Origin of the sequence: Leisingera sp. JC1 (assembly GCF_001679925.1) — a bacterium.
Taxonomy (GTDB): Bacteria; Pseudomonadota; Alphaproteobacteria; order Rhodobacterales; family Rhodobacteraceae; genus Leisingera.
The window spans coordinates 278,206-303,423 of record NZ_LYUZ01000001.1 but is presented as its reverse complement, the minus strand read 5'-3'; the positions used below and the strand labels follow the sequence as shown (position 1 = coordinate 303,423).

The 25,218-nt window shown below is 64.5% G+C and carries 27 protein-coding genes; 13 read left to right on the top strand and 14 right to left on the bottom strand.

What is annotated here, in order from left to right:
• Nucleotides 1–7: 7 nt before the first annotated feature.
• From A9D60_RS01485 to argH, 5 genes are all read right to left on the bottom strand, one after another.
• Nucleotides 8–2,617 carry a TIGR02302 family protein gene (locus A9D60_RS01485; RefSeq protein WP_065265953.1) on the bottom strand — a complete coding sequence of 870 codons (2,610 nt, stop codon included), beginning with the start codon at nt 2,615–2,617 and terminating at the stop codon, nt 8–10.
• A gap of 49 nt (nt 2,618–2,666) precedes the next feature.
• Entirely contained in the window at nt 2,667–3,932 is a 1,266-nt protein-coding gene (lysA, locus tag A9D60_RS01480; RefSeq protein ID WP_065265952.1) for a diaminopimelate decarboxylase, read from the bottom strand.
• A gap of 590 nt (nt 3,933–4,522) precedes the next feature.
• Nucleotides 4,523–4,675 (bottom strand): hypothetical protein, encoded by a 153-nt coding sequence (locus A9D60_RS25335; protein ID WP_175392865.1) that lies wholly within the window; start codon nt 4,673–4,675, stop codon nt 4,523–4,525.
• A gap of 92 nt (nt 4,676–4,767) precedes the next feature.
• Nucleotides 4,768–4,944, bottom strand: a complete 177-nt coding sequence (locus tag A9D60_RS26445; protein ID WP_175392864.1) for a hypothetical protein — start codon at nt 4,942–4,944, stop codon at nt 4,768–4,770.
• 36 nt (nt 4,945–4,980) lie between these two features.
• Nucleotides 4,981–6,375, bottom strand: a complete 1,395-nt coding sequence (argH, locus tag A9D60_RS01475) for an argininosuccinate lyase (RefSeq protein WP_175392863.1) — start codon at nt 6,373–6,375, stop codon at nt 4,981–4,983.
• A 22-nt stretch (nt 6,376–6,397) separates the two neighbouring features.
• On the opposite strand from argH, the gene A9D60_RS01470 reads away from it, so the two are divergent.
• Entirely contained in the window at nt 6,398–6,967 is a 570-nt protein-coding gene (locus A9D60_RS01470) for a TlpA family protein disulfide reductase (protein WP_254656602.1), read from the top strand.
• Between the two features lie 107 nt (nt 6,968–7,074).
• Here A9D60_RS01470 and A9D60_RS25910 read toward each other — a convergent pair whose 3' ends face one another.
• Nucleotides 7,075–7,659, bottom strand: coding sequence for a hypothetical protein (locus A9D60_RS25910; RefSeq protein ID WP_141117769.1), 585 nt, complete (start codon nt 7,657–7,659; stop codon nt 7,075–7,077).
• Between the two features lie 159 nt (nt 7,660–7,818).
• Here A9D60_RS25910 and A9D60_RS01465 point away from each other — a divergent pair, with 159 nt between their 5' ends.
• The 6 genes from A9D60_RS01465 (at nt 7,819) to phbB (ending at nt 12,969) form a co-directional block, all read left to right on the top strand.
• Nucleotides 7,819–8,160, top strand: coding sequence for a hypothetical protein (locus tag A9D60_RS01465; protein ID WP_065265950.1), 342 nt, complete (start codon nt 7,819–7,821; stop codon nt 8,158–8,160).
• Nucleotides 8,161–8,236: 76 nt separating this feature from the next.
• Nucleotides 8,237–8,635 (top strand): hypothetical protein, encoded by a 399-nt coding sequence (locus tag A9D60_RS01460; RefSeq protein ID WP_065265949.1) that lies wholly within the window; start codon nt 8,237–8,239, stop codon nt 8,633–8,635.
• Entirely contained in the window at nt 8,632–9,564 is a 933-nt protein-coding gene (locus tag A9D60_RS01455) for a sterol desaturase family protein (protein WP_065265948.1), read from the top strand. Before A9D60_RS01460 ends, A9D60_RS01455 begins: the two co-directional genes overlap by 4 nt.
• A 126-nt stretch (nt 9,565–9,690) precedes the next feature.
• Nucleotides 9,691–10,521: an EAL domain-containing protein gene (locus A9D60_RS01450; RefSeq protein ID WP_065265947.1), complete on the top strand. Its 831-nt coding sequence runs from the start codon at nt 9,691–9,693 to the stop codon at nt 10,519–10,521.
• 360 nt (nt 10,522–10,881) lie between these two features.
• Complete coding sequence (locus tag A9D60_RS01445; RefSeq protein ID WP_065265946.1) at nt 10,882–12,057, top strand: acetyl-CoA C-acetyltransferase; 1,176 nt, start codon at nt 10,882–10,884, stop codon at nt 12,055–12,057.
• Nucleotides 12,058–12,246: 189 nt separating this feature from the next.
• Complete coding sequence (gene phbB / locus A9D60_RS01440) at nt 12,247–12,969, top strand: acetoacetyl-CoA reductase (RefSeq protein ID WP_019297100.1); 723 nt, start codon at nt 12,247–12,249, stop codon at nt 12,967–12,969.
• A gap of 91 nt (nt 12,970–13,060) precedes the next feature.
• Here phbB and A9D60_RS26440 read toward each other — a convergent pair whose 3' ends face one another.
• Nucleotides 13,061–13,210, bottom strand: coding sequence for a hypothetical protein (locus A9D60_RS26440; protein ID WP_175392862.1), 150 nt, complete (start codon nt 13,208–13,210; stop codon nt 13,061–13,063).
• Between the two features lie 113 nt (nt 13,211–13,323).
• Between A9D60_RS26440 and A9D60_RS01435 the strand changes: the two genes are divergently transcribed.
• Together A9D60_RS01435 and yddG are read left to right on the top strand one after the other, a co-directional pair.
• Nucleotides 13,324–14,271, top strand: coding sequence for a transcriptional regulator GcvA (locus A9D60_RS01435; protein ID WP_065265945.1), 948 nt, complete (start codon nt 13,324–13,326; stop codon nt 14,269–14,271).
• A complete protein-coding gene (gene yddG, locus A9D60_RS01430; protein WP_065265944.1) occupies nt 14,268–15,131 on the top strand; it encodes an aromatic amino acid exporter YddG in 864 nt (287 codons plus the stop codon). Before A9D60_RS01435 ends, yddG begins: the two co-directional genes overlap by 4 nt.
• Before the next feature lie 79 nt (nt 15,132–15,210).
• Here yddG and A9D60_RS01425 read toward each other — a convergent pair whose 3' ends face one another.
• From A9D60_RS01425 to A9D60_RS01415, 3 genes are all read right to left on the bottom strand, one after another.
• Nucleotides 15,211–15,384 carry a YdcH family protein gene (locus A9D60_RS01425; RefSeq protein WP_019297104.1) on the bottom strand — a complete coding sequence of 58 codons (174 nt, stop codon included), beginning with the start codon at nt 15,382–15,384 and terminating at the stop codon, nt 15,211–15,213.
• Nucleotides 15,385–15,618: 234 nt separating this feature from the next.
• A complete protein-coding gene (locus A9D60_RS01420) occupies nt 15,619–16,386 on the bottom strand; it encodes a tRNA1(Val) (adenine(37)-N6)-methyltransferase (protein WP_065265943.1) in 768 nt (255 codons plus the stop codon).
• A 10-nt stretch (nt 16,387–16,396) separates the two neighbouring features.
• Complete coding sequence (locus tag A9D60_RS01415) at nt 16,397–16,612, bottom strand: putative signal transducing protein (RefSeq protein WP_039181733.1); 216 nt, start codon at nt 16,610–16,612, stop codon at nt 16,397–16,399.
• A 57-nt stretch (nt 16,613–16,669) separates the two neighbouring features.
• Here A9D60_RS01415 and A9D60_RS01410 point away from each other — a divergent pair, with 57 nt between their 5' ends.
• Entirely contained in the window at nt 16,670–17,668 is a 999-nt protein-coding gene (locus A9D60_RS01410; RefSeq protein WP_065265942.1) for a polyprenyl synthetase family protein, read from the top strand.
• Between the two features lie 182 nt (nt 17,669–17,850).
• On the opposite strand, the gene A9D60_RS01405 is transcribed toward A9D60_RS01410, so the two are convergent.
• The 4 genes from A9D60_RS01405 to soxR all read right to left on the bottom strand — a co-directional run bounded on the left by A9D60_RS01405 (nt 17,851) and on the right by soxR (nt 22,812).
• Nucleotides 17,851–18,672 (bottom strand): 4-(cytidine 5'-diphospho)-2-C-methyl-D-erythritol kinase, encoded by an 822-nt coding sequence (locus A9D60_RS01405; protein ID WP_065265941.1) that lies wholly within the window; start codon nt 18,670–18,672, stop codon nt 17,851–17,853.
• Nucleotides 18,662–20,377, bottom strand: a complete 1,716-nt coding sequence (locus tag A9D60_RS01400) for a tetratricopeptide repeat protein (RefSeq protein WP_065265940.1) — start codon at nt 20,375–20,377, stop codon at nt 18,662–18,664. The genes A9D60_RS01405 and A9D60_RS01400 overlap by 11 nt, the downstream gene beginning before the upstream one ends.
• A gap of 136 nt (nt 20,378–20,513) precedes the next feature.
• Nucleotides 20,514–22,163 (bottom strand): electron transfer flavoprotein-ubiquinone oxidoreductase, encoded by a 1,650-nt coding sequence (locus tag A9D60_RS01395; RefSeq protein WP_065265939.1) that lies wholly within the window; start codon nt 22,161–22,163, stop codon nt 20,514–20,516.
• Between the two features lie 169 nt (nt 22,164–22,332).
• Entirely contained in the window at nt 22,333–22,812 is a 480-nt protein-coding gene (gene soxR / locus A9D60_RS01390) for a redox-sensitive transcriptional activator SoxR (protein WP_065265938.1), read from the bottom strand.
• A gap of 97 nt (nt 22,813–22,909) precedes the next feature.
• On the opposite strand from soxR, the gene A9D60_RS01385 reads away from it, so the two are divergent.
• The 3 genes from A9D60_RS01385 (at nt 22,910) to A9D60_RS01375 (ending at nt 25,063) form a co-directional block, all read left to right on the top strand.
• Nucleotides 22,910–23,290, top strand: coding sequence for a VOC family protein (locus tag A9D60_RS01385; protein WP_065265937.1), 381 nt, complete (start codon nt 22,910–22,912; stop codon nt 23,288–23,290).
• 245 nt (nt 23,291–23,535) lie between these two features.
• A complete protein-coding gene (gene greA / locus A9D60_RS01380; protein ID WP_039173961.1) occupies nt 23,536–24,006 on the top strand; it encodes a transcription elongation factor GreA in 471 nt (156 codons plus the stop codon).
• A gap of 19 nt (nt 24,007–24,025) precedes the next feature.
• Nucleotides 24,026–25,063 (top strand): hypothetical protein, encoded by a 1,038-nt coding sequence (locus A9D60_RS01375; protein WP_083194059.1) that lies wholly within the window; start codon nt 24,026–24,028, stop codon nt 25,061–25,063.
• The last annotated feature ends 155 nt before the right edge of the window (nt 25,064–25,218 follow it).

The following is a 25,218-nucleotide window of genomic DNA, read 5'->3' as shown; positions in this document are numbered from 1 at the left end:
GCCGGGGTCAGAACCGGTCCAGCAGCCGCTGCAGATAGCTGCGCTCGCGGTCGCTGCGCTCGCGCTCTCCGGCCCGGCGGCGGATGTCCTCCAGCAGATCCCAGGCGCGGCGGTAGGCCGTGCCTTCCCCCACCTTGCCGCCATCATCAATACTGCCGTTGTTGCGGCCCAGCGGGTCCAGCCGGTCCCCCTGCGCGGTGGCAGAGGGCTGCTGCCCGTTCTGCTGCCCCGGCTGCTGCTGCTGCTGCGCCAGCGCCTCGCCCAGGCTGCGCATGCCTTCACGCAGCGCCTCCATTGCATCCGACTGGCGGTCTATGGCCTCGGCGTTGTCGCCGCCGCGCAGCGCCTCCTCGGCGCCTTCCATTGCGCGGCCCGCACGGTCCAGCGCCTCGCGTGCGGCGTCGCCGGCCTCACCGCCCAGATAGGGCAATCCTTCGCGCTGCTGCTGCAGCTGCTGGCGCAGCGCCTGCTGGCGGTCGGCCAGTGAGCCGCCCTGCCCCGGCTGTTCACGCCCGTTGCCGCCCTGGCCGTCCGGATTGCGGCTCTCTGCGCCTTCACCGCCCTGGCCATCCTGACCGCTGTCGCCGCCCTGGCCGCCCTGATGGCTCTGACCGCGGCCCAATCCGCCGTCGCGGCCCTCATTGCCCTGGTTCTCGCCGCTGCGGGCGCCGGGGTTGAACTGCTCCTGCAGATCGCGGAAGGCCTGATCCGACAGGCCCTGCTGCTCGCGCAGGGTCTCCGCCAGCCCCTCCATCGCCTCGCGGCCCTCGTTGCCCTGACCCTGCCCCTGCTGCGAGCGGGTCATCTGCATGTTCTCCATCATTTCCTGGAACTCGCGCAGCGCCTGTTCGGCCTCGGCCATGCGGCCCTGCTCCATCAGCTCCTGGATGCGGTCCATCATCGCCTGCAGGTCATCCTGGCTGAGCGTCATCATGTCCTCGGGCATATCACCCGGGTCCATCATCTCGCCGTTCGCCTCTGCCTGACGGCTGAGCTGGCGCATGTAATCTTGGGTGGCCTCGCGCAGTTCCTGCATCAGCCGGGCAATCTCCTGCTCGCTGGCACCGTCGCGCATCGCCTGGCTCAGCCGCTCCTGCGCCCGCTGCATCCGCTCCAGCGCGTCGCCCACGTCGCCCTCTTCCAGCTGGATCGCCAGATCCCACAGCGCGGTGGCGATCTCCTCCTGCCGCGGCTCAGAGATCGTGCCGGCAACAGTATAGCTCTCCAGCCGCCGCAGAATGGTGCGCAGCCGCAGGTAATCGCCGTAGTCGCGGAACAGCCCCTCGGGGCGGTGCGTCAGGGTGCGGATCACCTGCGCCACCCGCACCGCATTGGCGCGCGCCCACAACAGGTCGCGGCGCTGTTCGATCACAGCCGCGGCCAGCGGATCAAAGAAACGGCGGGTCAGCAGTTCAGCACCATATCCCGCGGCGGCAGACGACTGGCCTGCCTCATCCACTGCCGAGAAGGTGAAGACCACCGGCAGGTTGGCCCAGGGGTGCTTGGCAAAATCCTCAACCAGCTTTTCGGTGAAGTCCTTACGCGAGCCGGACAAGGGCAGCGGCAGATCCAGCACAATCGCCTCCCGCGGGTCAGGCTCCGCGGCCAGCCCGTGCTGCCGCTCGACCGCCGCCAGATCCAGCGCGATGCGCACCTGGCCTGCCGCCACCCCGTAGTCATCCTGCGCCGCAAATCCCAGGGTGGTGTAGCCGTCGTTTTCCAGCTCGGGCTCACCCGCGACAGCCACCATGGGTGGGTTGTCCGGGATCACTTCCACCTGCCAGCTGCGCCCGCCATCGCCCTCGATGGCAAAGCTGCCGCTGCGGGTGACGTCGAATTCCATGGCGGTCTGGGGGGATTCCGCTTCGCTGCTGTCCAGGCCGGAGACAGTTTCTGCCAGTTCCAGCGCGCCCACCTCGCCGTAGAACCGCAGGGTCACGCGGCTGCCTTCCGGCAGTTTCAGAACATCGGCGTCCTGATCATTCAGATAGAGCACCGGCAGGCGGGTATAGGCAGGCGGTTCCGCCCAGCCCTCCCAGGCCGGACCGTTCAGCGCCGCACTGCCGCCAGCGCCCAGATCCTTGACCGTGGCCACTTGCCAGATCGAGCCGAACAGAACTGCCACCGCCAGCATCAGCCCGGCCATGTAACGCAGGCCGTAGGCGTCGGAGGAAGCAATGTTCAGGTCAGGCGCTGGCGCCTTGGCCTTGGCCGCCGCTGCGGCCATCCGGCGCTGGTGCGCCTGCCACAGCGCAGCAGAAGCGGCATCCTCTGCGCCAATGGCCTGAGTATCCAGAAGAGCCGAAACCGGGCGGCCCGGCAAGGTCTGGTCCAGGCGGTCGAGCGCTTCCCCGCGGCTGGGCCAACGGAAGCGCCAGAGCCCCCAGCCCAGGGCAGCAGCAGCGGCAATCAGCACCGCAATCGCGCCGGTCCAGATCAGCCGTTCCGGCAGCATCTGGTGCAGACCCAGCATCAATGCCGCCAGCGCCGCCATCAGCAGCGAGGCCAGCGGCCAGAAGCTGCGCAACAGCCGCTCTGCCACCAGCCCGGCCCGCGTCAGGCCGAGGGGCCAGCGCAGGTGTTTCAGGACCGGGTCGGCACTGCTGTCAAAGGGCATACGGGCCTCGCGTCTGGGATGGCCCGCGCCGGATCGCGCCCGGATCGCTTCAGAGCCACTCCGGGATGGTATCGCGGTTTATCATCTCTTCATAGTCCGGCCGCCGGCGAATAACCGCGAATTGATCCCCGTGCACAAGCACTTCGGGGATCAGCGGGCGGGAATTGTACTCGCTGGCCATCACCGCGCCATAGGCGCCCGCACTGCGGAAAGAGACCAGATCGCCCGCAGCCAGCGGCGGCAGGTCGCGCTGCTTGGCGAAGGTATCGCCGGTCTCGCAGACCGGGCCGACGATGTCATAGGGCTGGGGCTCCACGCCTGCTGCGGCTTCCTCGACCGGGATAATGTCGTGATGCGCCTCATACATCGCCGGGCGGATCAGGTCGTTCATCGCGGCGTCCAGGATCAGGAAATCGCGCCCCTCGCCCGATTTCACATAGATCACCTTACTGACCAGCTGGCCCGCGTTGCCCGCGATCAGCCGGCCCGGCTCGATCTCGATCTCGCAGCCAAGGTGGCCCAGGGTCTCCTTGACCATCTGGCCGTATTCCACCGGCAAGGGCGGCGCAGTGTTGGAGCGCTCGTAAGGAATGCCAAGACCGCCGCCCAGGTCCAGACGGCGGATATCGTGGCCATCGTTGCGCAGGGTTCCGGTCAGCTCCGCCACCTTCTGGTAGGCAAGCCGGAACGGTTCCAAGTCGGTCAGCTGCGAGCCGATGTGGACGTCGATCCCCACCACCTCCAGCCCCGGCAGCGCGGCGGCGCGGGCATAGACCTCACGGGCGCGGGCAATCGGGATGCCGAACTTGTTCTCGGATTTGCCGGTGGCGATCTTGGCGTGGGTCTTGGCGTCGACATCCGGATTGACGCGGATGGTGACCGGGGCCTTGGTGCCCAGCTCCGCAGCCACCGCGCTGATCACTTCCATCTCCGGCTCGGATTCCACGTTGAACTGGCGGATGCCGCCGGTGAGGGCCACACGGATTTCCTCCGCCGTCTTGCCGACGCCGGAGAAGACGATCCTGTCCCCCGGCACGCCTGCCGCCTTGGCGCGCAGGTATTCGCCCTGGCTGACCACATCCATGCCGGCACCGGCCTGTGCCAGGGTCTTGAGGATCGCCTGGTTGGAGGCGGCCTTCATGGCAAAGCAGACCAGATGGTCGGTGCCCTCCAGCGCCTCGTCGAACAGGCGGAAATGGCGCAAGAGGGTGGCGGTGGAATAGACATAGAACGGGGTGCCCACCGCCGCGGCGATCTCGGCGATGGGAACGTCTTCGGCGTAGAGCGCGCCGTCGCGGTAGAGAAAATGGTCCATGCCCCCGCGTTTAGGGCAAAAGGGGCAGATGGATCAAATGATTCCGCCCTCGCCCCGCCGGCGGACACAAAGGCGTTCTCCCGCCCGCCGCAGACGCATCAAAGATGCGCCCGCGCCCGTTGGGCCCAGCGCCGCGCTGACGCGCGGCGGGGTGCAACGCGCACCAGTGCGCATTCCACTCTGCGCTGACGGCGGGATTTGAGTATTTGGGCAAAGAAGAAGCGCACCCAGCCTCTTCATCTTTCCAAAAATACTCACTGCGCGGCAGCCACGGCATAGGCACCGGTCCGGGGTGTTGCGCACCCGGCGTACGCCCCTGTCACGGCATTTTAAGCCCCCTGTGCCATGATGCTTGCTGATCGCGGTCACTGCCGGGCCTGACACCCCCGGCGTTCAGGAACAGGGCCCCTTGGCACGGGCACGCACAGACGACGTTTCGCGTGCGGGAGATACTCTCCCGTCCCGCCTCCGCCCCTTGGCGGCGCCGCCATCCTTAACTGCTGAAGATCAGCATATCAGATACGGAACGCACCACAGCAGACAGCAACCGGACGGGACGCAGACCCCGGACCGGCCATCCCGCGTGTCCGTCAGAACGTGGTGGAGACCCCAACCCGGCCATAACCGGAAACTTTCACTCCGGTTGCCGCTGGTTCGGGCTTTTGCGGCGGGCTGGACGCCGGAGCGCCGGTGTCGCAGGCCACCAGGCCCAGCAAGGCCAGAACTACAAGAGCTGCTTTCATTGCAATATCCTCAACGCAAAACCGCCCCGGCAGTATGGCGGGGCGGTTCCGAAATGGCTATTTTGCTGAGCCGCATCAAGGGCGCGAGGTGGCTAGAATCCCAGAAAGACGCTGAGCGGCCCCTTGTGCAGTCCCACAGCGCCGCCGACGTGAACACCGCCGCTGCCGACACCGACACCAGCGTTCAGGGTCGGCTGCACCGGTTCGCCGTCGGCACCGCAGGCCGACAGCACGGCCAGTCCCAGAAAAGCAAAGATCATGTTGCGCATTGTCTGCCTCCTTGCCGCAGCCGCCCCTTACGGGGATCAGCCTGCCAGCACCTCTGTCCAGCGGGCCACCTGCGCGCGCACTTGGGCGGGCGCGGTGCCGCCGTAAGACATGCGCGAGTTTACCGAGTTTTCGACGCCGAGCACAGAGAAGATGTCTTCGGTGATGCCTTCGTGAACGCCCTGCATATCCGCAAGCGACAGATCCGGCAGATCGCAGCCGCGCTGTTCGGCCATCGCCACAAGCGTGCCGGTCACGTGGTGGGCATCACGGAACGGCACCTTCAGCACCCGCACCAGCCAGTCGGCCAGATCGGTGGCGGTGGAGAAGCCGGAGCCCGCAGCCGCGGCCAGGCTCTCGCGGTTGGCACTCATGTCCTTGACCATGCCTTCCATCGCCGCCAGCGCCAGCATCCAGTTGTCGGCGGCGTCGAAGACCTGTTCCTTGTCTTCCTGCATGTCCTTGGAATAGGCCAGCGGCAGGCCTTTCATCACCATCATCAGCGCGGTGTTGGCGCCAAAGATCCGGCCCACCTTGGCGCGGATCAGCTCTGCGGCGTCCGGGTTCTTCTTCTGCGGCATGATCGACGAGCCGGTGGAGAAGCGGTCGCTGAGCGTCACAAAGCGGAACTGGGCGGAGGACCAGATCACCAGTTCTTCGGCAAAGCGCGACAGGTGCACAGCGCTGATCGAGGCAGTGCTGAGGAACTCCAGCGCGAAGTCGCGGTCGGACACCGCATCCAGCGAGTTTGCTGCCGGGCGGTCAAAGCCCAGCGCCTTTGCGGTCATCTCCCGATCGATCGGGAAGGAGGTGCCGGCCAGCGCCGCGGCACCCAGCGGCGATTCGTTCATCCGCGCGCGGGCGTCGCGCACGCGGCTGAGGTCGCGGCCGAACATCTCGACGTAAGCCATCATGTGGTGGCCCCAGGTCACCGGCTGCGCGGTCTGCAGGTGGGTGAAGCCCGGCATCACCCAATCGGCGCCGGCCTCGGCCTGCGACAGAAGCGCGCGGATCAGGGCCAGCAGGCCCGATTCCGCCGCGTCCAGCTGGTCGCGCACCCAGAGTTTGAAGTCGGTTGCCACCTGGTCATTGCGCGAGCGGCCGGTGTGCAGTCGGCCCGCAGGCTCGCCGATGATCTCCTTCAGGCGGGCCTCCACGTTCATGTGGATGTCTTCCAAAGCGGTGGAAAACTGGAAAGTTCCGCCCTCGATCTCTGACAAAACGGTGAGCAGCCCTTCCCGAATGGCCTCGGCATCATTATCGGTAATGACGCCTGTGGCGGCGAGCATTGCCGCATGGGCCCTGGAGCCGGCAATGTCCTGCGCTGCCATCCGCTTGTCGAACCCGATCGAGGCGTTGATCGCCTCCATGATCGCGTCCGGGCCAGCGGCAAAGCGGCCGCCCCACATCTGGTTCGAGGATTGATCTGTCATGGTGTGGAACCCCGGAGATAATATGCGTCTGTTTCGTCAGCTTTCCCTTTATATGGCCCTGACCTTGGGTGCAAATGCCGCCTTTGCAGCGGACCCCGCGCAGCTTGAGGGCTTGCGCGATGGCTCAATGAAAAAGCTGGTCGTGCATGCCGAGCCGCGCGATGTGTCCGCCGCCGCCTTTGATCTGGCCGACGGCGCCGGCACCGCGACTCTGGGCGATTACCAGGGCAAAATCATTCTGCTCAATTTCTGGGCCACCTGGTGCGCCCCCTGCCGCAAGGAGATGCCGCAGCTGGCGGAGCTGCAGGAGGAGTTCGGCGGTGAGGACTTCGAGGTGCTGACCATCGCCACCGGGCGCAATTCGCCCGCGGGCATCCAGAAGTTCTTTGACGAGAACGGTATCAGCAACCTGCCCCGCCACCAGGACCCGAAACAGGCGCTGGCCCGCGAAATGGCAGTGATCGGGCTGCCGATCACGGTGCTGCTGGACCGCGACGGCAAGGAAGTGGCGCGGCTCCTGGGCGATGCCGAGTGGAACTCCGAGAGTGCCAAGGCGATTATCAGTGCGATGATTGGTGAGGCTGAGGGGTGATGACGCCGAGCTCCGCGGATCCCAAATATCTTTGGGATCCGTTAATTTTGCAGGGCAACGTGATCTGAAGACCAAAAACCGTAATTGTTTTCGCGGCTTCGACTGCTCTATGGTTCTTTGCCGTTGATGGCGCCCAAGTATCCGCCGTATGACACCACAAAGTCTACGTATTCATCTTCGCCAAATAAATACATAGCCTCTCCTTTCTCAATTTTTCCGTCACTTGATGCAATGGCGGGAAACCAGACAGAAGCCCAGCGGGTTTCAGTGCCAGGTATACCAGTCCATTCGGCTACTGTGTTGCCGTATTTACAGCTGATCAGCTCAATGGCGGCCCGACCCTCATCATCTACTGGAAGCGCTAAAGTCGCAGGGGTCTTAAAACGGGCCTGAAACTCCGCGCCCTTGATCCTGCACGACGCAATAACCGGTAAAGTAGAGCCGGGAATCTTTTCATCTGCCCGGAAGGCCACTTGGCGCGTTGCTGTTCCTCTGGGTGCGGGGCGTTCAGCACTAACAAATGGAGCAGGCTCGGGAGGCTCAGGGGCTGGTAATGGCGCGCAAGCCGTCAAGGCAGCTGAGATCACTACACAGGCAGCTTTGATCGCCTGTGAGGAATTGAATTGAGAAAAGCGCAAAAACCCATCCTTCAAATCAAGTTTGCATTCCTGATAAAGAGCATCCAGCGGCATTGAATGTCCACTACATTCCATTTCTTGACGCTTCTGCCCCGGCAGCTATCGCTCTAACTCTGCAGCCCTTCCCCACGTGATTGCCGCTCATTTCGCACTACCCTTTAAAAGAGGGACGCCCGCAAGGGGCGCCCCCCAGTGAGTTGGGTGGAGAGTGAAATGAAACCTGTTGTGTTACTGATCGGAAAGCTGCCGCATGTGATCGGCAATGTGGCGGAGGAGCTGGACCATCTGCCGATCCACTGGCTGGGCGCGCATGATCAGCCAGAGGTGGTGCGCCAGTTGGAGACAGAGCCGCGCATCGAATGCGTGATCATGGGGGCGGGCCTGGATGATCAGGTCCGCGGCGGCCTCATTGGCATCATTGCGGCCCTGCGGCCCGATGTCTGCATCCATCTGAAAGACCGGGCCTCCGGCTCCGAGGGGCTGGTGCCCTTTGTCGAGCGGGTGGTGCAGATGCAGGTGCTGGCCCGCCCGCGCAGTGCCGCAATGGCAGGATAGCGACACCCGGGCTTGACCCCACGCCACCTTTGACAGGCTTCCGTCCGCCCGCCAGTCTGCCCGCGGGAGGTCGCGTATGGCGCTGGAATTGCTCTTGGCCCTGGTGCTGGGCGGAATATCGGGAATCGCCGTTCTGCTGCATCTGACCGGGCGCTCCCGGCAGGCTGTGCTGGGCGTTGAAACCGCCCGCTCCGGCTGGCTGCGCCATTTCCCCGGGGACAGTGTTCTCAAAGTGCTGCCTGCTGCCAGCGGACAGGCCGCGCTGGTGCTGACCAGCGGCGGGCCCGGGCTGCTCTGGGCCTTTGGCGCGGATACCGTGGGCCGCCATCTGGCCGGCAGCAATACCCGCGAAACCGCAACCGGGCTGCGCTTTGAGTTCAACGACTTCGCCGCCCCCGGCCTCTCCCTGCCCCTATCCGAAAGCGAACGCCGGCAGTGGCTGGCGCTGATCAGCACCCCGGCGGAGGCCGCATGACCGGACAGATATCCTATCCCGACGTGACCCAGCTGGCGGTGCCGTTCTTCATCGCCGCGATTCTGGCGGAATTCCTGTGGATTGCGGTCAAGCGCCGCGGCGGGAGGTATGAAACCCGCGATGCAGTGACCTCCCTCATCATGGGTGCTGGCAGCGTCGCTGAGGGGCTCTTGCTGGGGTTCATTGCCTGGGCGCTGTTCATGTTCCTGTGGGAGCTGACACCGCTGGATATGGGCACTTCTGTCTGGGCGGTGCTGGCGTGCTTTGTGCTGGACGATCTGCGCTATTACTGGGTGCACCGTTTCGGCCACCGGGTGCGCTGGGTCTGGGCGTCGCATGTCAATCATCACTCCAGCCAGCACTACAACCTGACCACCGCGCTGCGGCAGACCTGGACCGGCACCTTCACCTTCATGATGATCGTGAAGGCGCCGATGGTGCTGCTGGGGTTTCACCCGGCGCTGGTGCTGTTTTGCGGCGGGCTGAACCTGATCTACCAGTTCTGGATCCACACCGAGGCCGTCAGCCGCCTGCCGCGCTGGTTCGAGATGGTGATGAACACCCCCAGCCATCACCGCGCCCACCATGGCCGCAATCCGCGCTACCTGGACTGCAACTATGCCGGCGTCTTCATCATCTGGGACAAGATGTTCCGAAGTTTCGTGCCGGAACAGGACCACGACCGCCCCGATTACGGGCTGGTCCACAACATCGCCACCTTCAACCCGCTGCGGGTCGCCTTTCATGAATGGGCGGGTATTTTCAAGGACATGGCCCAGCCCGGCCTGACCCTGAAGCAGCGGCTGCTTTATGCCTTTGCGCCGCCCGGCTACAGCCATGACGGCAGCCGCGACACCTCTGCCGGGATCAAGGCCGCGCACCTGGCCCGCCACCCGGAAGACGCAGGCACCCCCGGCTTCGGCGGATGACCGCCTGCCGCGCCCCGGGCAGATCATTCAAATTTGAACTTTAATCCTGCCTCAACCCTTTTGCGGCAGGCTGCCCGGTGGATGATATTACCGCCAACTTCACCACGAACAGGGGCCGCACAGCAGATGGGCAAACGCAACACAGATATTCCGGAAGGTGCTGAAAACCCGCTGAATGCCGCTGTGGCCGGGCGCGACCGCTCCACGCTGGAAATGGTGGCAGAAGCCGTGCGGCACAATCAGACTGTGCTGGCCTATCAGCCCATCATGCAGGCGATGGCGCCGCATGGCGTTGCCTTCTACGAGGGTTACATCCGGGTGCTGGACCCGACCGGCCGGGTGATCCCGGCGCGCGAATTCATGCATGTGGTCGAGGACAAGGAAATCGGCCGCGAAATGGATTGCCTGGCGCTGCAGCACGGGCTGAAGGCGCTGGAGAAATACCCCCAGGTCCGCCTGTCGGTGAACATGTCTGCGCGCTCCATCGGATACCAGCGCTGGACGCAGGTGCTGGAACGGTTCCTGAAACGCGACAGCACGCTTGGCGAACGGCTGGTGCTGGAAATCACCGAGGCCTCTGCCATGGCCGCGCCGGAACTGGTGACCGATTTCATGGGCCGGATGCAGCCGCACGGGATCGCCTTTGCGCTCGACAACTTCGGCGCCAGCACCACCTCGATCGGAAACTTCCGCCAGTTCTTCTTTGACGCGGTCAAGATCGACGGCCAGTTCGTGCGCGGCATTCACACCAGCCATGACAACCAGGCCGTGGTCCGCGCCCTGATCGGCATTGCCAAGCAATTCGACATGCTGACCGTTGCGGAATCAGTCGAAAGCCAGGCGGATGCTGAGTTCCTGGTGGACAACGGCGTCGACTGCCTGCAGGGCTACCTGTTCGGCGCCCCGTCCGTCACGCCGCCCTGGATAGAGGACATGAAACGGCAGGAAGCCGGCTGACTGGAACCCCCTCAGGCCTTTGCCCGGGCGCAGGCCGGCGCAATTGTATTCTGACCCGGGACACCCGATTTGTTCCGGTCTTTTCAAATGCTTTGCCATTCCGCCCGGCGCAGGGCCTCTCCGGGCTTCGTTGCTGCCCTGCAGCATCACGGCGTCCTGCTGCCGGAAATCCTGCCGTTCTGGACGTATCCTGCGGTTGACTTTGCCGCCCCCCCTGAGACACGCTGTCAATTGCTGCACGTGCAGCAATAGATTATGTCGGTACCCGGAGTGATCGGGAAAGATTCTTGCGCGCCCGCCTGAACTGCAGGCGCCAGGCTCTCCCGGAAGACCTGAATTGATGGCAGAGGACCAGAATCAATGACCAATGTTGTAATCGCATCCGCCGCGCGCACCGCCGTCGGCTCCTTTGGCGGCTCGTTCGCCAACACCCCCGCCCACGACCTGGGCGCCGCGGTGCTGGAAGCCGTGGTGGAACGCGCAGGCGTGGACAAATCCGAAGTGTCCGAGACCATCCTGGGCCAGGTGCTGACCGCGGCGCAGGGCCAGAACCCGGCCCGCCAGGCGCACATCAATGCAGGCCTGCCCAAAGAAAGCGCCGCCTGGGGCATCAACCAGGTCTGCGGTTCCGGCCTGCGCGCCGTGGCACTGGGGGCGCAGCACATCCAGCTGGGCGATGCCTCCATCGTGGCGGCCGGCGGCCAGGAAAACATGACCCTGTCGCCCCATGCCGCGCATCTGCGTGCCGGCCAGAAGATGGGCGACATGAGCTATATCGACACCATGATCCGCGATGGTCTGTGGGATGCCTTCAATGGCTACCACATGGGCCAGACCGCCGAGAACGTGGCCGAGCAATGGCAGATCTCCCGTGATATGCAGGACGAGTTCGCCGTTGCCTCCCAGAACAAGGCGGAAGCGGCGCAGAAGGCTGGCAAGTTCGCTGATGAAATCGCTGCCTTCACTGTGAAGACCCGCAAGGGCGACATCGTTGTGGATCAGGACGAATACATCCGCCACGGTGCCACCATCGAAGCGATGCAGAAGCTGCGCCCGGCCTTCACCCGTGACGGCTCTGTCACCGCGGCCAACGCCTCCGGCCTGAATGACGGCGCTGCCGCCACCCTGCTGATGAGCGCCGATGAAGCAGAGCGCCGCGGCATCGAGCCGCTGGCCCGCATCGCGTCTTACGCCACCGCCGGTCTGGACCCGTCGATCATGGGCGTCGGCCCGGTCTATGCCTCCCGCAAGGCGCTGGAAAAGGCCGGCTGGTCGGTGAATGATCTGGATCTGGTCGAAGCCAACGAAGCCTTTGCCGCACAGGCCTGTGCCGTGAACAAGGACATGGGCTGGGATCCGTCGATCGTGAACGTGAACGGCGGCGCCATTGCCATCGGCCACCCGATCGGCGCCTCCGGCTGCCGGGTGCTGAACACACTGCTGTTCGAAATGAAGCGCCGCGGCGCCAAGAAAGGCCTTGCCACTCTGTGCATCGGCGGCGGCATGGGCGTCGCCATGTGTGTCGAGCGCCCATAAAACCGGCAACAAACCGTAAAATGAGAAGGACGCCCCCGTGGCGTCCTTTTTCTTTTACACTGCAGGTCTATACTGCAGGTGCGACAATTTTCTCGCGGCAACGCAGAATTCTGCTGAGCAATATTGTTGCGCTCACCCGATGGAATCTGTAGCAAGATTACCAAGAGACTATGACTGGAGGATTCTTTAATGGCACGTACTGCACTCGTCACCGGCGGCTCCCGCGGCATCGGCGCAGCAATTTCCCAGGCGCTGAAGGCGCAGGGCTGCAATGTGGCCGCAACCTATGCCGGCAATGACGAAGCCGCGGCGAAATTCACCGAGGAAACCGGCATCAAGACCTACAAGTGGAACGTCGGCAGCTATGAGGACAGCGCTGCGGGCATCGCCAAGGTCGAAGAGGAAGTGGGCCCGATCGACATCGTCGTGGCCAACGCCGGCATCACCCGCGACGCGCCGTTCCACAAGATGACGCCGCAGCAGTGGCAGGAGGTGATCGACACCAACCTGACCGGCGTGTTCAACACCGTGCACCCGGTCTGGCCCGGCATGCGCGAGCGCAAGTTCGGCCGCGTCATCGTGATCTCCTCGATCAACGGCCAGAAGGGCCAGTTCGCGCAGGTGAACTATGCCGCCACCAAGGCAGGCGATCTGGGCATCGTGAAATCGCTGGCCCAGGAAGGCGCCCGCGCCGGTATCACCGCCAACGCGGTCTGCCCCGGTTATATCGCTACCGAAATGGTGATGGCGGTTCCGGAGAAGGTGCGCGAGTCGATCATCGGCCAGATCCCGGCAGGCCGCCTGGGTGAGCCGGAAGAGATCGCCCGCTGCGTGGCCTTCCTGGCATCTGACGAGTCGGGCTTCATCAACGGCTCGACCATTTCCGCCAACGGCGCGCAGTTCTTCGTCTGATCCAATTCATCAGCAGAAACGGCAAGGGCCGGTCCATCTGGACCGGCCCTTTTCCTATCCCGTAAGTGCCTTTTCTCGAATAAGAGCGCGCTCAGGCCCAGCGGGAAACCTTGGGGCGGAGGGCTGGCACCGGCTTCTTGCCGAACAGCCAGGTCCAAGCCTGTTTCAGCACCTGGCCCCGCTCAGCGTGGGCACGGGCCATCGCGGCTTTGACGGCGGCATCAGCAGTATATTCCAGCATGTCAGACCTCCTTCTCAGGTCAGTATCCTTTACCTGCATCCAATATGAGGACGTTCCGTCAAACGCACAAACGAGACTTTGCAGGTCTTCAGTTAAGGTATACTTATGCGAACATGACTGACCGCCTGCCGCCCCTCACCGCTTTGCGCGCCTTTGACGCCGCTGCCCGCCACATGTCTTTTGCCAAGGCGGCCGATGAGCTGAACGTGACGCCTGCCGCGCTGTCGTTTCAGATCAAATCGCTGGAGGAGCATCTGGGCCAGCCGCTGTTCCGCCGCCTGAACCGGGCGGTGGAGCTGACCGAGGCAGGCGAGACGCTGGCCCCCGGTGCGGCAGAGGGCTTCCGCACCTTGGGGCAGGCCTGGCAGAGCACCCGGCGGCTGCTGGATGAAACCACGCTGACGGTCACAGCCGGGCCTGCGCTGACGGCAAAATGGCTGGCGCCGCGGCTGTTCGAGTTTGCCCGCACCCATCCGGAGATCGAGCTGCGCCTGTCGGCCTCTCTCAAGGTGGTGGATCTGCGCCGCGGCGATGTGGATGTGGCGATCCGCTTTGGCGTCTCGGACGATGTGGGCCTTGCGTCTTATGGCACAAGGCCGGACTGGCTGACGCCGGTGATGACGCCGGAGCTGCACGAACAGTTCCCCACGCCTGAAGCGCTGATGAACGCGCCGCTGATCTTTGACGATTCCATCAGCAAGGTGGCCCCGGGCTGCGACTGGCCAACCTGGTTCCAGGCGGCAGGGGTGGGTTTCAGCCCCACCAGCGGCACGCATTTCTCCGCGCCCGATCATGCCATCGACGCCGCCTGCGCGGGACTGGGCGTGGCACTGGGGCGGCGGCCGCTGATCATCAAGGACGTGCGCGAGGGGCGGCTGGTGGCGCCCTTCAAAATCGCCATTCAATCCGACGCGCGGTTCCGTTTCCTGTGCCTGCCAGAAGCTAAGGACAGGCCCCAGATTGCGGCCTTCCGCGAGTGGTACTTTGCGGAGATCGAGAAAACCGCGCATATGTGGGGCGATATCAAGATTATCCCGATTCAGGATCTGCAATCCCAATGACCAAGACCCGCGCGACCGCCATTGGCTTCATCGCTGTTTTGCTGTGGGCGCTGCTGGCGCTGTTGACCGTGGGGTCGGAGCCCACGCCGCCGCTCTTGCTGAATGCGCTGTGTTTCACCATCGGCGGCACGCTGGGGATCATCTGGACCGCCGCCAGCGGGAAACTGGGACAGCTGCGCCATGTGCCAGTGCGGGTCTATATCTTCGGCACGATCGGCCTGTTCGGCTATCACGCGCTGTATTTTTCAGCGCTGCGGCTGGCGCCGGCGGCGGAGGCCGGGCTGATCGCCTATCTGTGGCCGCTGCTGATCGTTCTGTTTTCCGGCCTGCTGCCCGGCGAGAAGCTGAAGGCGGGGCATCTGATCGGTGCAGGCCTGGGCTTTGCCGGGGCGGCCACCATCATTTCCGGTGGCGGTGAAGGATTTCAGGCGCAGTATCTGCCGGGTTACGGGCTGGCTCTGCTGTGCGCGCTGACATGGTCCGGCTATTCGGTGCTGTCGCGGCTGGTGGGCAGCGCGCCGACCAGTTCCGTTGCGGTGTTCTGCCTGGCAACCGCGGTGGCCTCCTGGGGGCTGCATTTCGCGCTGGAGGAAACAGTGTGGCCCGCAGGCACGCTCGGCTGGGTCTCAACCCTGCTCTTGGGTCTCGGCCCCGTCGGGCTGGCGTTTTACGTCTGGGATATCGGCGTCAAACAGGGCGACATTCAGATGCTCGGCACCAGCTCGTATGCAGCGCCCCTGCTGTCGACGCTGATCCTGGTGCTGGCAGGGATTGCCGCGGCCTCCTGGGGGCTGGCGCTGGCGGCGGCGCTGATTACCGGCGGCGCGCTGATTGCGGCACGGGCCAGCGCCAGCAAGTAGGGCCTGAAACGAAAGAAGGGCCGCCGCTCTGGCAGGCCCTCCTGTTGACTGTGCCGGGCTATGCCCCGGCGGGAACTCTTCAGACGGCTTCAGCTGTCAGGCGTGTGATCTCTTCCTTCAGCTTCAGCTTTTGCTTTTTCATTGCTGCGATTTCCAGATCGTCGGTACTGGGCGATCGCTGGGCCTGTTCCACTTCCATGCTCAGATGCTCGTGCTTCTTCTTAAGTTCGGTCAGATGCGAGCTGAGGCTCATGGTAACCCTCCTTCTTTGAGCTAGATGTGTTTGACAGAAAGAGTGGAGCATATGTTTTCGCGTCTGTCACGCTGCAGCCGCACGATTTTTGTCATGAAATTTTCATATCGGCTATGCCCCGCGCATTTTGCCGCAGGGCATAGCGCGTTTTTGCAGAAAACCGCATGAACGGATTCGTCTGAGGTTGAAACGCTCAGGCGGCATTCCTACATTGGCGCGGCTGCTGAAAGCGCCTCAGGCGGGCCAGGGCAAGGCGGCGCCATCGCGCAGGATGGCGCGGATATCGGGGCGGTAGCTCTCTCCATCACGCTCATGACGGCTGCCTTCATGCAGAATCAGCGGCGCGTGCAGACGGAAATCCGCCCGCCCGCCCTTGCGCGCGCGCAGGATCACCAGCTCTGCCGCGCGGGCCTCGCGCGGTGCCAGCGGCAACACCTCAACCGATCCCAGGACACTGGCGCAGCCCGCCAGCATGTCAGGCAGCCGGTCGGCGCGCTGGATCATGTGCAGGTACCCCTTGGGCGCGAGGCGGCGGGCCGCAGCGGCGATCCAGTCCGCCAGCGGTGTGCCCTCTCCTAGCGCCACCTTGCGGCCGTCGTCGCGGGCCTGGCTGTGGGCACCCGCCCTGTAATAAGGCGGATTGGCAATGACCTGGTGGAACTGGCGCTGTTTCAGCGGCTCCGGGAGGGCGGAAAGGTCGGCCTCGAAGACCTCGGCATCCTGGCCGTTGGCCTGGGCGTTGCGGCGGGCCAGATCCGCGTAAGGCGCCTGCAGCTCCACCCCCGCCAGCGACAGCCCCGGCACCCGGCAGCCCAGGCACAGGAGCGCCTGACCTGCGCCGCAGCCAAGCTCCAGCACCGCTTCTCCGGCCCGCGCGGGAACGGCGGCTGCCAGCAAAACCGGGTCTACCCCGGCACGGTAGCCGCGCGCCGGCTGCCACAGCCGCACCCTGCCGCCGAGGAAGCCATTGCGGGTCAGCTCATCATCGGAAAAGGCTGTCATCGTACGGGCCTCACCGGCCAAGCGGAATTTCATTGTCGCGCATCACAATCACGGCAGCGTCATAGTCATCCTCGTGAACCATCAGACGGCGCGGGAAAATTCCGATCCCGCCTTCCAGGATGCTCATATTTACGTCCATTTGAAAGCAGTCTATATCCTCTCCCTCAAGGAGGGCCGAGGCAAAGGCCATGATCGTCGGATCGGTGCTGCGCAGAAGCTCTTTCATGGGGATGGATCTAAGGGCAAGGCAGAGGCGTTGTCGAGACTTGCGAGCGGGAAAGTGATGGACCAAGTGATGACCAGGAAACCGCATGAGATGCTGGCCGCAACGCTGAGCCAGGAGCTGGACGCGGTGAACACGCTGATCCGCACCCGGATGGCCTCCAAGCACGCGCCCCGCATCCCCGAGGTGACCGCGCATCTGGTCGAGGCAGGCGGCAAGCGGCTGCGGCCGATGCTGACGCTGGCAGCAGCCCGGCTCTGCGGCTACGAGGGCGACCATCACCTGAAACTGGCGGCGACGGTGGAGTTCATCCACACCGCCACCCTTCTGCATGACGATGTGGTCGACGAAAGCGGCCAGCGGCGCGGGCGGCCCACGGCGAACCTTCTGTGGGACAACAAGAGTTCCGTTCTGGTGGGCGACTACCTGTTTGCCCGCAGTTTCCAGCTGATGGTGGAGACCGGAAGCCTGCGGGTGCTGGACATTCTGGCGAACGCATCGGCCACCATTGCCGAGGGCGAGGTTCTGCAGATGACCGCCGCCTCGAACCTGAAAACCGATGAAGACGTCTATCTGCAGGTGGTGCGCGGCAAGACCGCGGCGCTGTTCTCGGCCGCAACCGAGGTCGGCGGGGTGATTGCCGGCGCATCCGAGGCGCAGGTGAAGGCGCTGTTCGACTACGGCGACGCGCTGGGGATTGCCTTCCAGATTGCCGATGACCTGCTGGATTATCAGGGCGACAGCAAGGCGACCGGCAAGAACGTCGGCGACGATTTCCGCGAGCGCAAGCTGACACTGCCGGTGATCAAGGCAGTGGCGCAGGCAACGGACGAGGAGCGTGCGTTCTGGACCCGGACCATCGAGAAGGGCAAGCAGCAGGACGGCGACCTGGAGCAGGCGCTGGCGCTGATGGCGAAATACCAGACGCTCGAGGCCACCCGCCAGGATGCCCTGGGCTGGGCCGCCAAGGCGCGGGCGGCGCTGGAGGTGCTGCCCGATCACGAAATCCGCACCATGCTGAGCGACCTGGCCGACTACGTGGTCTCGCGGCTGAACTGATGCGCGGGAGGGGCTTTGCCCCTCGCGCCTGCGGCGCTCACCCCAGAATATTTTTGCAACGATGAATCTGCTGGCAAGCGGTGCCGCGCCGCGCGCCAGCGCGGCGCCCCCCCCCAACGGCGGGCAAGCATCTTTGATGCGCTGCTCCGCGGGCGGGAGCCCCCTGTGTGCAATTAATCGGTTCAGGTCAGGGTAACCGCGCTGCACCACCACTCGGGATGTTCCGCCCCGATCTCATAAGCCGCCATAAGGGCGGCCTTTTTCGTGGGATAGAGCGCAAAGCAGGTGGCGCCGGAGCCGGACATGCGGGCCAGCAAGGCCTGGCGGGAACCGCGCAGGTCTGAAAGAACCCGCTCCACCTCCGGAGCGACAGTGATGGCCGGACCTTCCAGGTCGTTGCGCTGTTCGGCCAGCCAGGCGGCGCAGTCTTCGGCGGATGCGAAGCCGGGGATCTCCTGCGGCATTGGCGGGTTGCTGCGTGAGGCAAGCGCGGAAAACACCGGGCCTGTCGGAACATGCGCGCCGGGATTGACCAATAGAGCGTGAAGTTCGGGCAGTTCCACCGGCGTTATCTGCTCTCCGATGCCCTGCATCCGGGATGCGCGGGCCGCCATGCAGACCGGGACGTCGGCGCCAAGGGTCAGCGGCAGGTCTGCGGGGACGCCGGCGCCCTGCCCCGCCAGCGTGCGCAATACCGCAGCGGCATCCGATGACCCGCCGCCGATACCAGCGCCGTGCGGCAGCTGCTTGTCGAGACTGATTTGTCCGGTCCAGCCGGCACCCTCGGCGGCTTTCCACACCAGGTTACGATGATCGGCAGGCACCCCCTCTGCAAACAGGCCGGAAACCTGCAGCGACAACTCCGGGCCCGGCTCAAGCTGCAGCCGGTCGCCGGTATCCGCAAAGACCACCAGCGAATCCAGCAGGTGGTAGCCGTCCTCGCGGCGGCCGGTCACATGCAGGGTCAGGTTGATCTTGGCGGGCGCTGCGACCTCAGCCGCCATTGGCCACCTTCAGGGGCTGGGCTCCTTCCTCGGCCAGAACCGCATCGAGGCCCACTTCCAGCTTGCGGCGGATGCGCTCGGGGTCGGCTTCGCCGTCGGTGTCCTCCGGGTCGATGAAGGAGAGCGCCCGCTTCCACTGGAACTCCGCCTCGCGCGCGCGGCCCACGGCCCAGTAGACGTCACCGAGGTGGTCGTTGACCACCGGATCGACCGGCATCAGCTCCACTGCACGCTCCATATGCGCGACGGCCTCTTCGAACTTGCCCATGCGGTAGAGCACCCAGCCCAACGAGTCGACGATGAAGCCGGAGTCGGGCCGCGCGGCAACGGCGCGTTCGATCATATCCAGCGCCTCATCCAGCTTGCTGCTTTTCTCGACCAGGGAATAGCCAAGGTAGTTCAGCACCTGCGGCCGGTTCGGGTCCAGTTCCAGCGAGGCGCGGAAGTCGGCCTCAGCCTGCGGCCACTGGTCCAGACGTTCGTGGCAGATGCCGCGGGCATAGAACAGGAACCAGCGGCTGGAGGAGTCCTCCGGCGTCTTGTCCAGCGCCTTGTCATAGGCACGGGCAGCGGCGGCATAGTCTTCCTGCTGGCGCAGCAGGTCGCCGAGGCTGATGTTCACGCTGGGCTGATCGGGGAAGTCGCGGGCCAGTTTCTCCAGCACCTCAATCGCGGCGTCCGGCTTGGCAGCACGGCGCAGCGCCTCGGCCCGGCCCATTTCGGCGGCGTGGTAGTCCGGATGGGTGGCGGGCACCTGCTTGTAAGTGGCAACCGACAGCTCATAACGGCCCAGCTGGTCCAAGAGGCCCGCGCTGAGCAGGATGGCATCCACATGGTCCGGGCGCAGCGAGGCTGCCATTCGGGCATACATCAGCACATAGTCATTGGCGGTATCGCCGTTCAGCGCCGCACCGAGAGTGAAGAACACCTCGGCAATGCCCTCCTGCGGGCTGGGCGCGATGGTGTAGGCAAGAGTTTCACCGGCAGCGAGCTGCGCGTCCAGCGCCTCCAGGCCCGGGTCGAGGCTGTTGCCGAAAGCGGCGGCCAGCGCCTCGCGGGCGTCGTCGTTGCGGTTCAGCTGCGACAGGATCTGCACCCGCGCCACCGCGGCGCGGCGGCTGAGGGTGGCGAGGCGGCCATCCTCGGCGGCAAACAGCGCTTCCGCCCCGCCGTAGTCGCCGGCCGAGGCCAGCGCCAGGGCGCGGTGATAGAGCACGAAGGGTTTCAGGCTGCCGTCCTTGGCAAGCCGGTCAAAGGTTTCCAGCGCGCTGGAGACAGACCCCGCGCCGACATAGGCCCAGCCTTGCAGCAGACCGTCCACCAGCGGGTGGATCGCTTCCCGCTCCAAGTCGCGGTCCAGGATCGCCTGGTAGTCGCCTTTGGCTGCAAGACCGCCCGCCAGAACGATGTTCGCCACCTGGCTGCGGGCGCCGGTCTGGCGCAGCCGTTCGGCCACCGGCACGGCGAGGTCCGCCTTGCCCATCGCCAGCTGCGCAAACACGACGTTTTCCATCAAGAGCGGGTTCTGCGGGTCGCGCGCAAGCGCCTGGGTGTAATAGAGCGCGGCGGCAGCAAAGTCGCTGCCGTAGGTCGCGGCCCGGCCGGCCAGGTAGGATCCTGCCAGTCCCTCGGCCTGCACGGAAGGTGCGGCGGTTGCGGCCATCAGGGCCGCACAGGACAGGGTGCGAAGAATGGATACGGGCACTGGGGACCCCCTTACGGTTTACTGCTCTTTGCTCTTCTAAGAAAGCGTAGTGCGGTGCCCGTCAACACGCAATGGGGCGGTCCAAGGACCGCCCCATAAAATCCGGCGAAACCACGCCGAAATGCTAACGTTCCCGTTACATGTTCGGGTAGTTCGGGCCGTCGCCGCCCTGCGGCGTGGTCCAGGTGATGTTCTGGGACGGGTCCTTGATGTCGCAGGTCTTGCAGTGGACGCAGTTCTGGAAGTTCACCACGAACTCAGGCTTGCCGTCCTTTTCGACCACCTCGTAAACACCGGCCGGGCAGTAGCGCTGCGCCGGTTCCGCAAATTTCGGCAGGTTGACCGAGATCGGAGTGTCCTCATTGCCCAGGCGCAGGTGGCAGGGCTGGCTTTCCTCGTGGTTGGTCATCGAGAAGCTGACGTTGGTCAGGCGGTCAAACGACAGCACGCCATCGGGCTTGGGGTAATCGATGGGCTTGTGCTTGGAGGCTTCCTCGGTCGACTGGGCGTCGTTCTTGCCGTGGCCCAGGGTGCCGAAGAAGGAGAAGCCAAAGAGGTTGTTGGTCCACATGTCCAGGCCGCCCAGTGCCAGCGACGCGGTGAGGCCCCACTTGGACCACATCGGCTTGACGTTGCGGACCATCTTGAGGTCCTTGCCGATAGCGCCTTCGCGCACGTCGGCCTCATAGGCGGTCAGCTCGTCGCCGGAACGCTCAGCCTTGATCGCGTCAAAGGCGGCTTCGGCCGCGGCCTTGCCCGACAGCATCGCGTTGTGGTTGCCCTTGATGCGCGGCACGTTGACCATGCCCGCGGAGCAGCCCAAGAGCGCCACGCCCGGTGCGACCAGTTTCGGCATCGACTGCCAGCCGCCTTCGGTGATGGCGCGGGCGCCGTAGGCAACGCGCTTACCGCCCTTCAGCAGATCAGCAACCACCGGGTGGTGTTTGAAGCGCTGGAATTCCATGTAGGGGAACAGGTGCGGGTTCTTGTAGTTCAGGTGCACCACGAAGCCCACGTAAACCTGGTTGTTGTCCAGGTGGTAGATGAACGAGCCGCCGCCCGCGTTGGAGCCCAGCGGCCAGCCCATGGTGTGGGTGACGGTGCCTTCCTTGTGCTTGGCTGGGTCGATCTCCCAGATCTCCTTCATGCCGACGCCGTATTTCTGCGGCTCTTTGCCGTCGGAGAGGCCGTATTTGGCAATCACTTCCTTGGACAGCGAGCCGCGCACGCCTTCGGAGAGGAAGACGTATTTGCCGTGCAGTTCCATGCCGGGCTCGTAAGACGGGCCGGGGGTGCCGTCAGGGTTCTTGCCGAACTCGCCGGCAACCACGCCTTTGACTTCGCCATTGTCGCCGTAGACCAGCTCAGAGCACGCCATGCCCGGGAAGATCTCGACACCCATTTCCTCGGCCTGCTCTGCCATCCAGCGGCAGACGTTGCCCATGGAGACGATGTAGTTGCCGTGGTTGTTCATCAGCGGCGGCATCGGGAAGTTGGGGATGCGGACCTGGCCGGCCTCGCCCAGCATCAGGAAGTTGTCTTCCTTGACTTCCACGTTCAGCGGTGCGCCTTTTTCCTTCCAGTCGGGGATCAGCGCGTTCAGGCCGCAAGGGTCCAGCACCGCGCCGGACAGGATATGCGCGCCGACCTCGGAGCCTTTTTCCAGGACAACAACCTGCAGGTCGGCGTCCAGTTGTTTCAGGCGGATGGCCGCAGACAGACCGGCAGGGCCGGCCCCGACGATCACCACGTCGTATTCCATCGCTTCGCGTTCAATCTCGGCCATTTGCGGCGCTCCTTGGCTTTCTGTTCGCTACCGGCCCCACAGGGTCATGCGGGCGCAATTTTCTTTCGCGGCTGCTTAGCGTTTGGCGCCCCCTTGGGTCAATCCAAACTCCGCGTCAAACACCTGTAAAACAGGCAACTGAGACAAAAAGTGCGTCCATTTTCGTCACTCAAGGATCATTTTCCGCCGCAGCCTCTGTCTCAGGGCGGTCTCCCATCAGGTAACGGGGTCCCTGCCCCTTCTGTGCCGCCCGGTCTTCGGGGTTGTAAAGTTTGCAATTCGGAAGCGAAAGACAGCCGCAGCCTATGCAGCCATCCAGATTGTCGCGCAGTTTGACGAGGGTTTCGATTCGCTGATCCAGGTGGCTGCGGAAGCTGTCCGAAATGCAGGCCCAGTCTTCCTTGGTCGGTGTGCGGCCACCTGGCAGGCTGCGCAGGAACCCGCGGATTTCCGGAAGCGAAAAACCGAATTGCTGCGCAATCATGATGAAGCTCATCCGCCGGATGTCGGCCCGGTGGAAGCGGCGCTGGCCGCCAGCGTTGCGCCAGGGCTCCACCAAACCTTGCGCCTCATAGTAGCGGATGGCCGAGACGGCGAGGCCGGTGCGTTCGGCCAGATAGCCGATGGAAATACCTGCGGATCGGGGCATGGCAAACTCCCTGAAGAAATTCCTTGAGCTAAAGTTAGGTTTAGGAATTACGGTGAGTCGCATCAACAGGTTTGCTCAGAGCAGAAGGAGATTTACGATGAGCGCAGTTTTGGAACATGCGAATGTCACCGTGGCGGACCCCAATGGCACCGCCGCCTGGATGGAAAAGATCTTTGGCTGGCATGTGCGCTGGGAGGGCGAGGCGAAAAACGGCGGCTACACCGTGCATGTGGGCGGGGAAAACAGCTACCTCGCGCTTTACACGCCGCGCACTGCGGCAGGCAAAGCGCCGGAAAGCTATGGCATCATTGGCGGGCTGAACCATCTGGCGGTGATCGTTGAGGATCTGGACGCCACTGAGGCCGCGGTTAAGGCCGCCGGCTTCACCCCGATGAACCATGGCGATTATGAGCCGGGCCGCCGGTTCTACTTCCATGATGAGAACGGCATCGAATACGAGGCGGTGCAATATGATTGATCTGCTGTGGCTGGCGGCGGGGTCTGCGCCCCCTGCCCGCGGTATTTTTCCGCGCAAACCTGTGGAAAAGCCGCACAATCTGCCGCGTTAGGCGGAATTGCGTGCGGCAAAGCCCTGCGGCCACTTGAATTCGGGCGCAGGATTGGGTCAGGTAAATGTCAACCGGACCGGAGGCCCCGCGGCAGATGCTGCGGGGCTGCGGTTTTCATACTGACAAGAACAATAGAGCGACCTGGACCAACCACATGGAAAAGATCCCGATGACCCCCACGGGTCACGCCGCGCTGGAAAGCGAACTGAAGAACCTGAAATCCGTCGAACGCCCGGCCATCATCCAGGCGATTGCCGAAGCGCGCGAGCTGGGCGACCTGTCGGAGAATGCCGAATACCACTCCGCCCGCGAAAAGCAGTCCTTCATCGAGGGCCGAATCAAGGAGCTGGAAGGCATCCTGTCGCTGGCCGATGTGATCAACCCGGCCAAGCTGTCCGGCGCCATCAAGTTCGGCGCCAAGGTGACCGTGGTGGACGAGGACACCGACGAAGAAAAGACCTGGCAGATCGTGGGCGAGCATGAGGCCAATATCGAAGCGGGTCTTTTGAACATCAAATCCCCGATTGCACGCGCCTTGATCGGCAAGGACGAAGGCGACAGTGTGGAAGTGCGCACGCCCGGCGGCGAGCGCGCCTACGAGATTCTCAAGATCGTCTATTCCTGATCCGGGAGGCCGCAAGGTCATGACAGGCTCCAGCAGCAGTCCGGGTTCCGGCCAGAAACCAGGCGGCAGCCAGCCGCTGCGCCGCCTTGACGGCCCCACAGCGGCCAACGGCCTGGGCGGTGCGGAACTGGCGGCCATCGGGCTGGGCGCACTGTGGCTGCTGGTGGTGACCGGAGCGTTTGTGCTGGCGCCCGAAGATGCCGGGCTTTCGCAGTGGGCGGATTTGATCATCAGCGTGCTGGCAGTGGTGCTGCCCCTGGCGATGCTGTGGGTTGCGGCCTCTGCCGCGCGCTCGGCCCGGGTGATGCGGGAAGAGAGCGAGCAGCTGCAGGCCGCCATCGACGGGCTGCGCCAAAGCTACCTGGCGCAGGCGCAGCAGCATGCGGCGGTGGCGGAAACCTCAGTTGCCAAGCGGCTGGAGGAAATCGCCGAGGCCACCCGCAAGACCGAAACCGCATTGGCGACCTTCCAGACCAGCCGCCGCGCCAATCCGCTGCGCCCGGCCATCCCGGCAGAGGCGGCAGAGATGACCGCCGCCGAGCAGGGCTCGCTGGCGCTTGGCACCCAGGCCGCAGACACCGCGCCGCCCTTGCCTGCCGAGCAGTTCATCCGGGCCCTGAATTTCCCGGAAACCGCCGAGGACACCGAAGGCTTTGCCGCCCTGCGCGCGGCACTCAAGGACCGCAAGGCGGCGCAGGTGATCCAGGCAGCGCAGGATGTGCTGACGCTGCTCAGCCAGGACGGCATCTACATGGACGACCTGCGCCCGGACATGGCCCGGCCCGAGATCTGGCGCCAGTTTGCACAAGGCGCGCGCGGGCGTGCGGTGGCCGCGCTTGGCGGAGTGCGCGACCGGACCTCCCTGGCGCTGACCGCAGCACGTATGAAGCAGGACCCGATCTTCCGGGATGCGGCGCACCACTTCCTGCGCCGGTTCGACCAGATGTTTGCCGATTTCGAGGCCGAGGCGACCGACGGCGAGATTTCGGCCCTTGGCAACACCCGCACTGCCCGCGCCTTCATGCTGGTGGGCCGGGTTGCCGGGACCTTTGACTAGAAAGAACGCGCCTTTCAGGTGCTGCCTGCCGGGCAGCGGGACGCGAGTATTTTCAAAAGGTGAAAAATGGAGAGCAGCCGCGCCGCGCGCCAGCGCTGCGCCCGGCCCAACGGCGGGCAGGCATCTTTGATGCCCCGGACCGCGGGCGGGAGCGC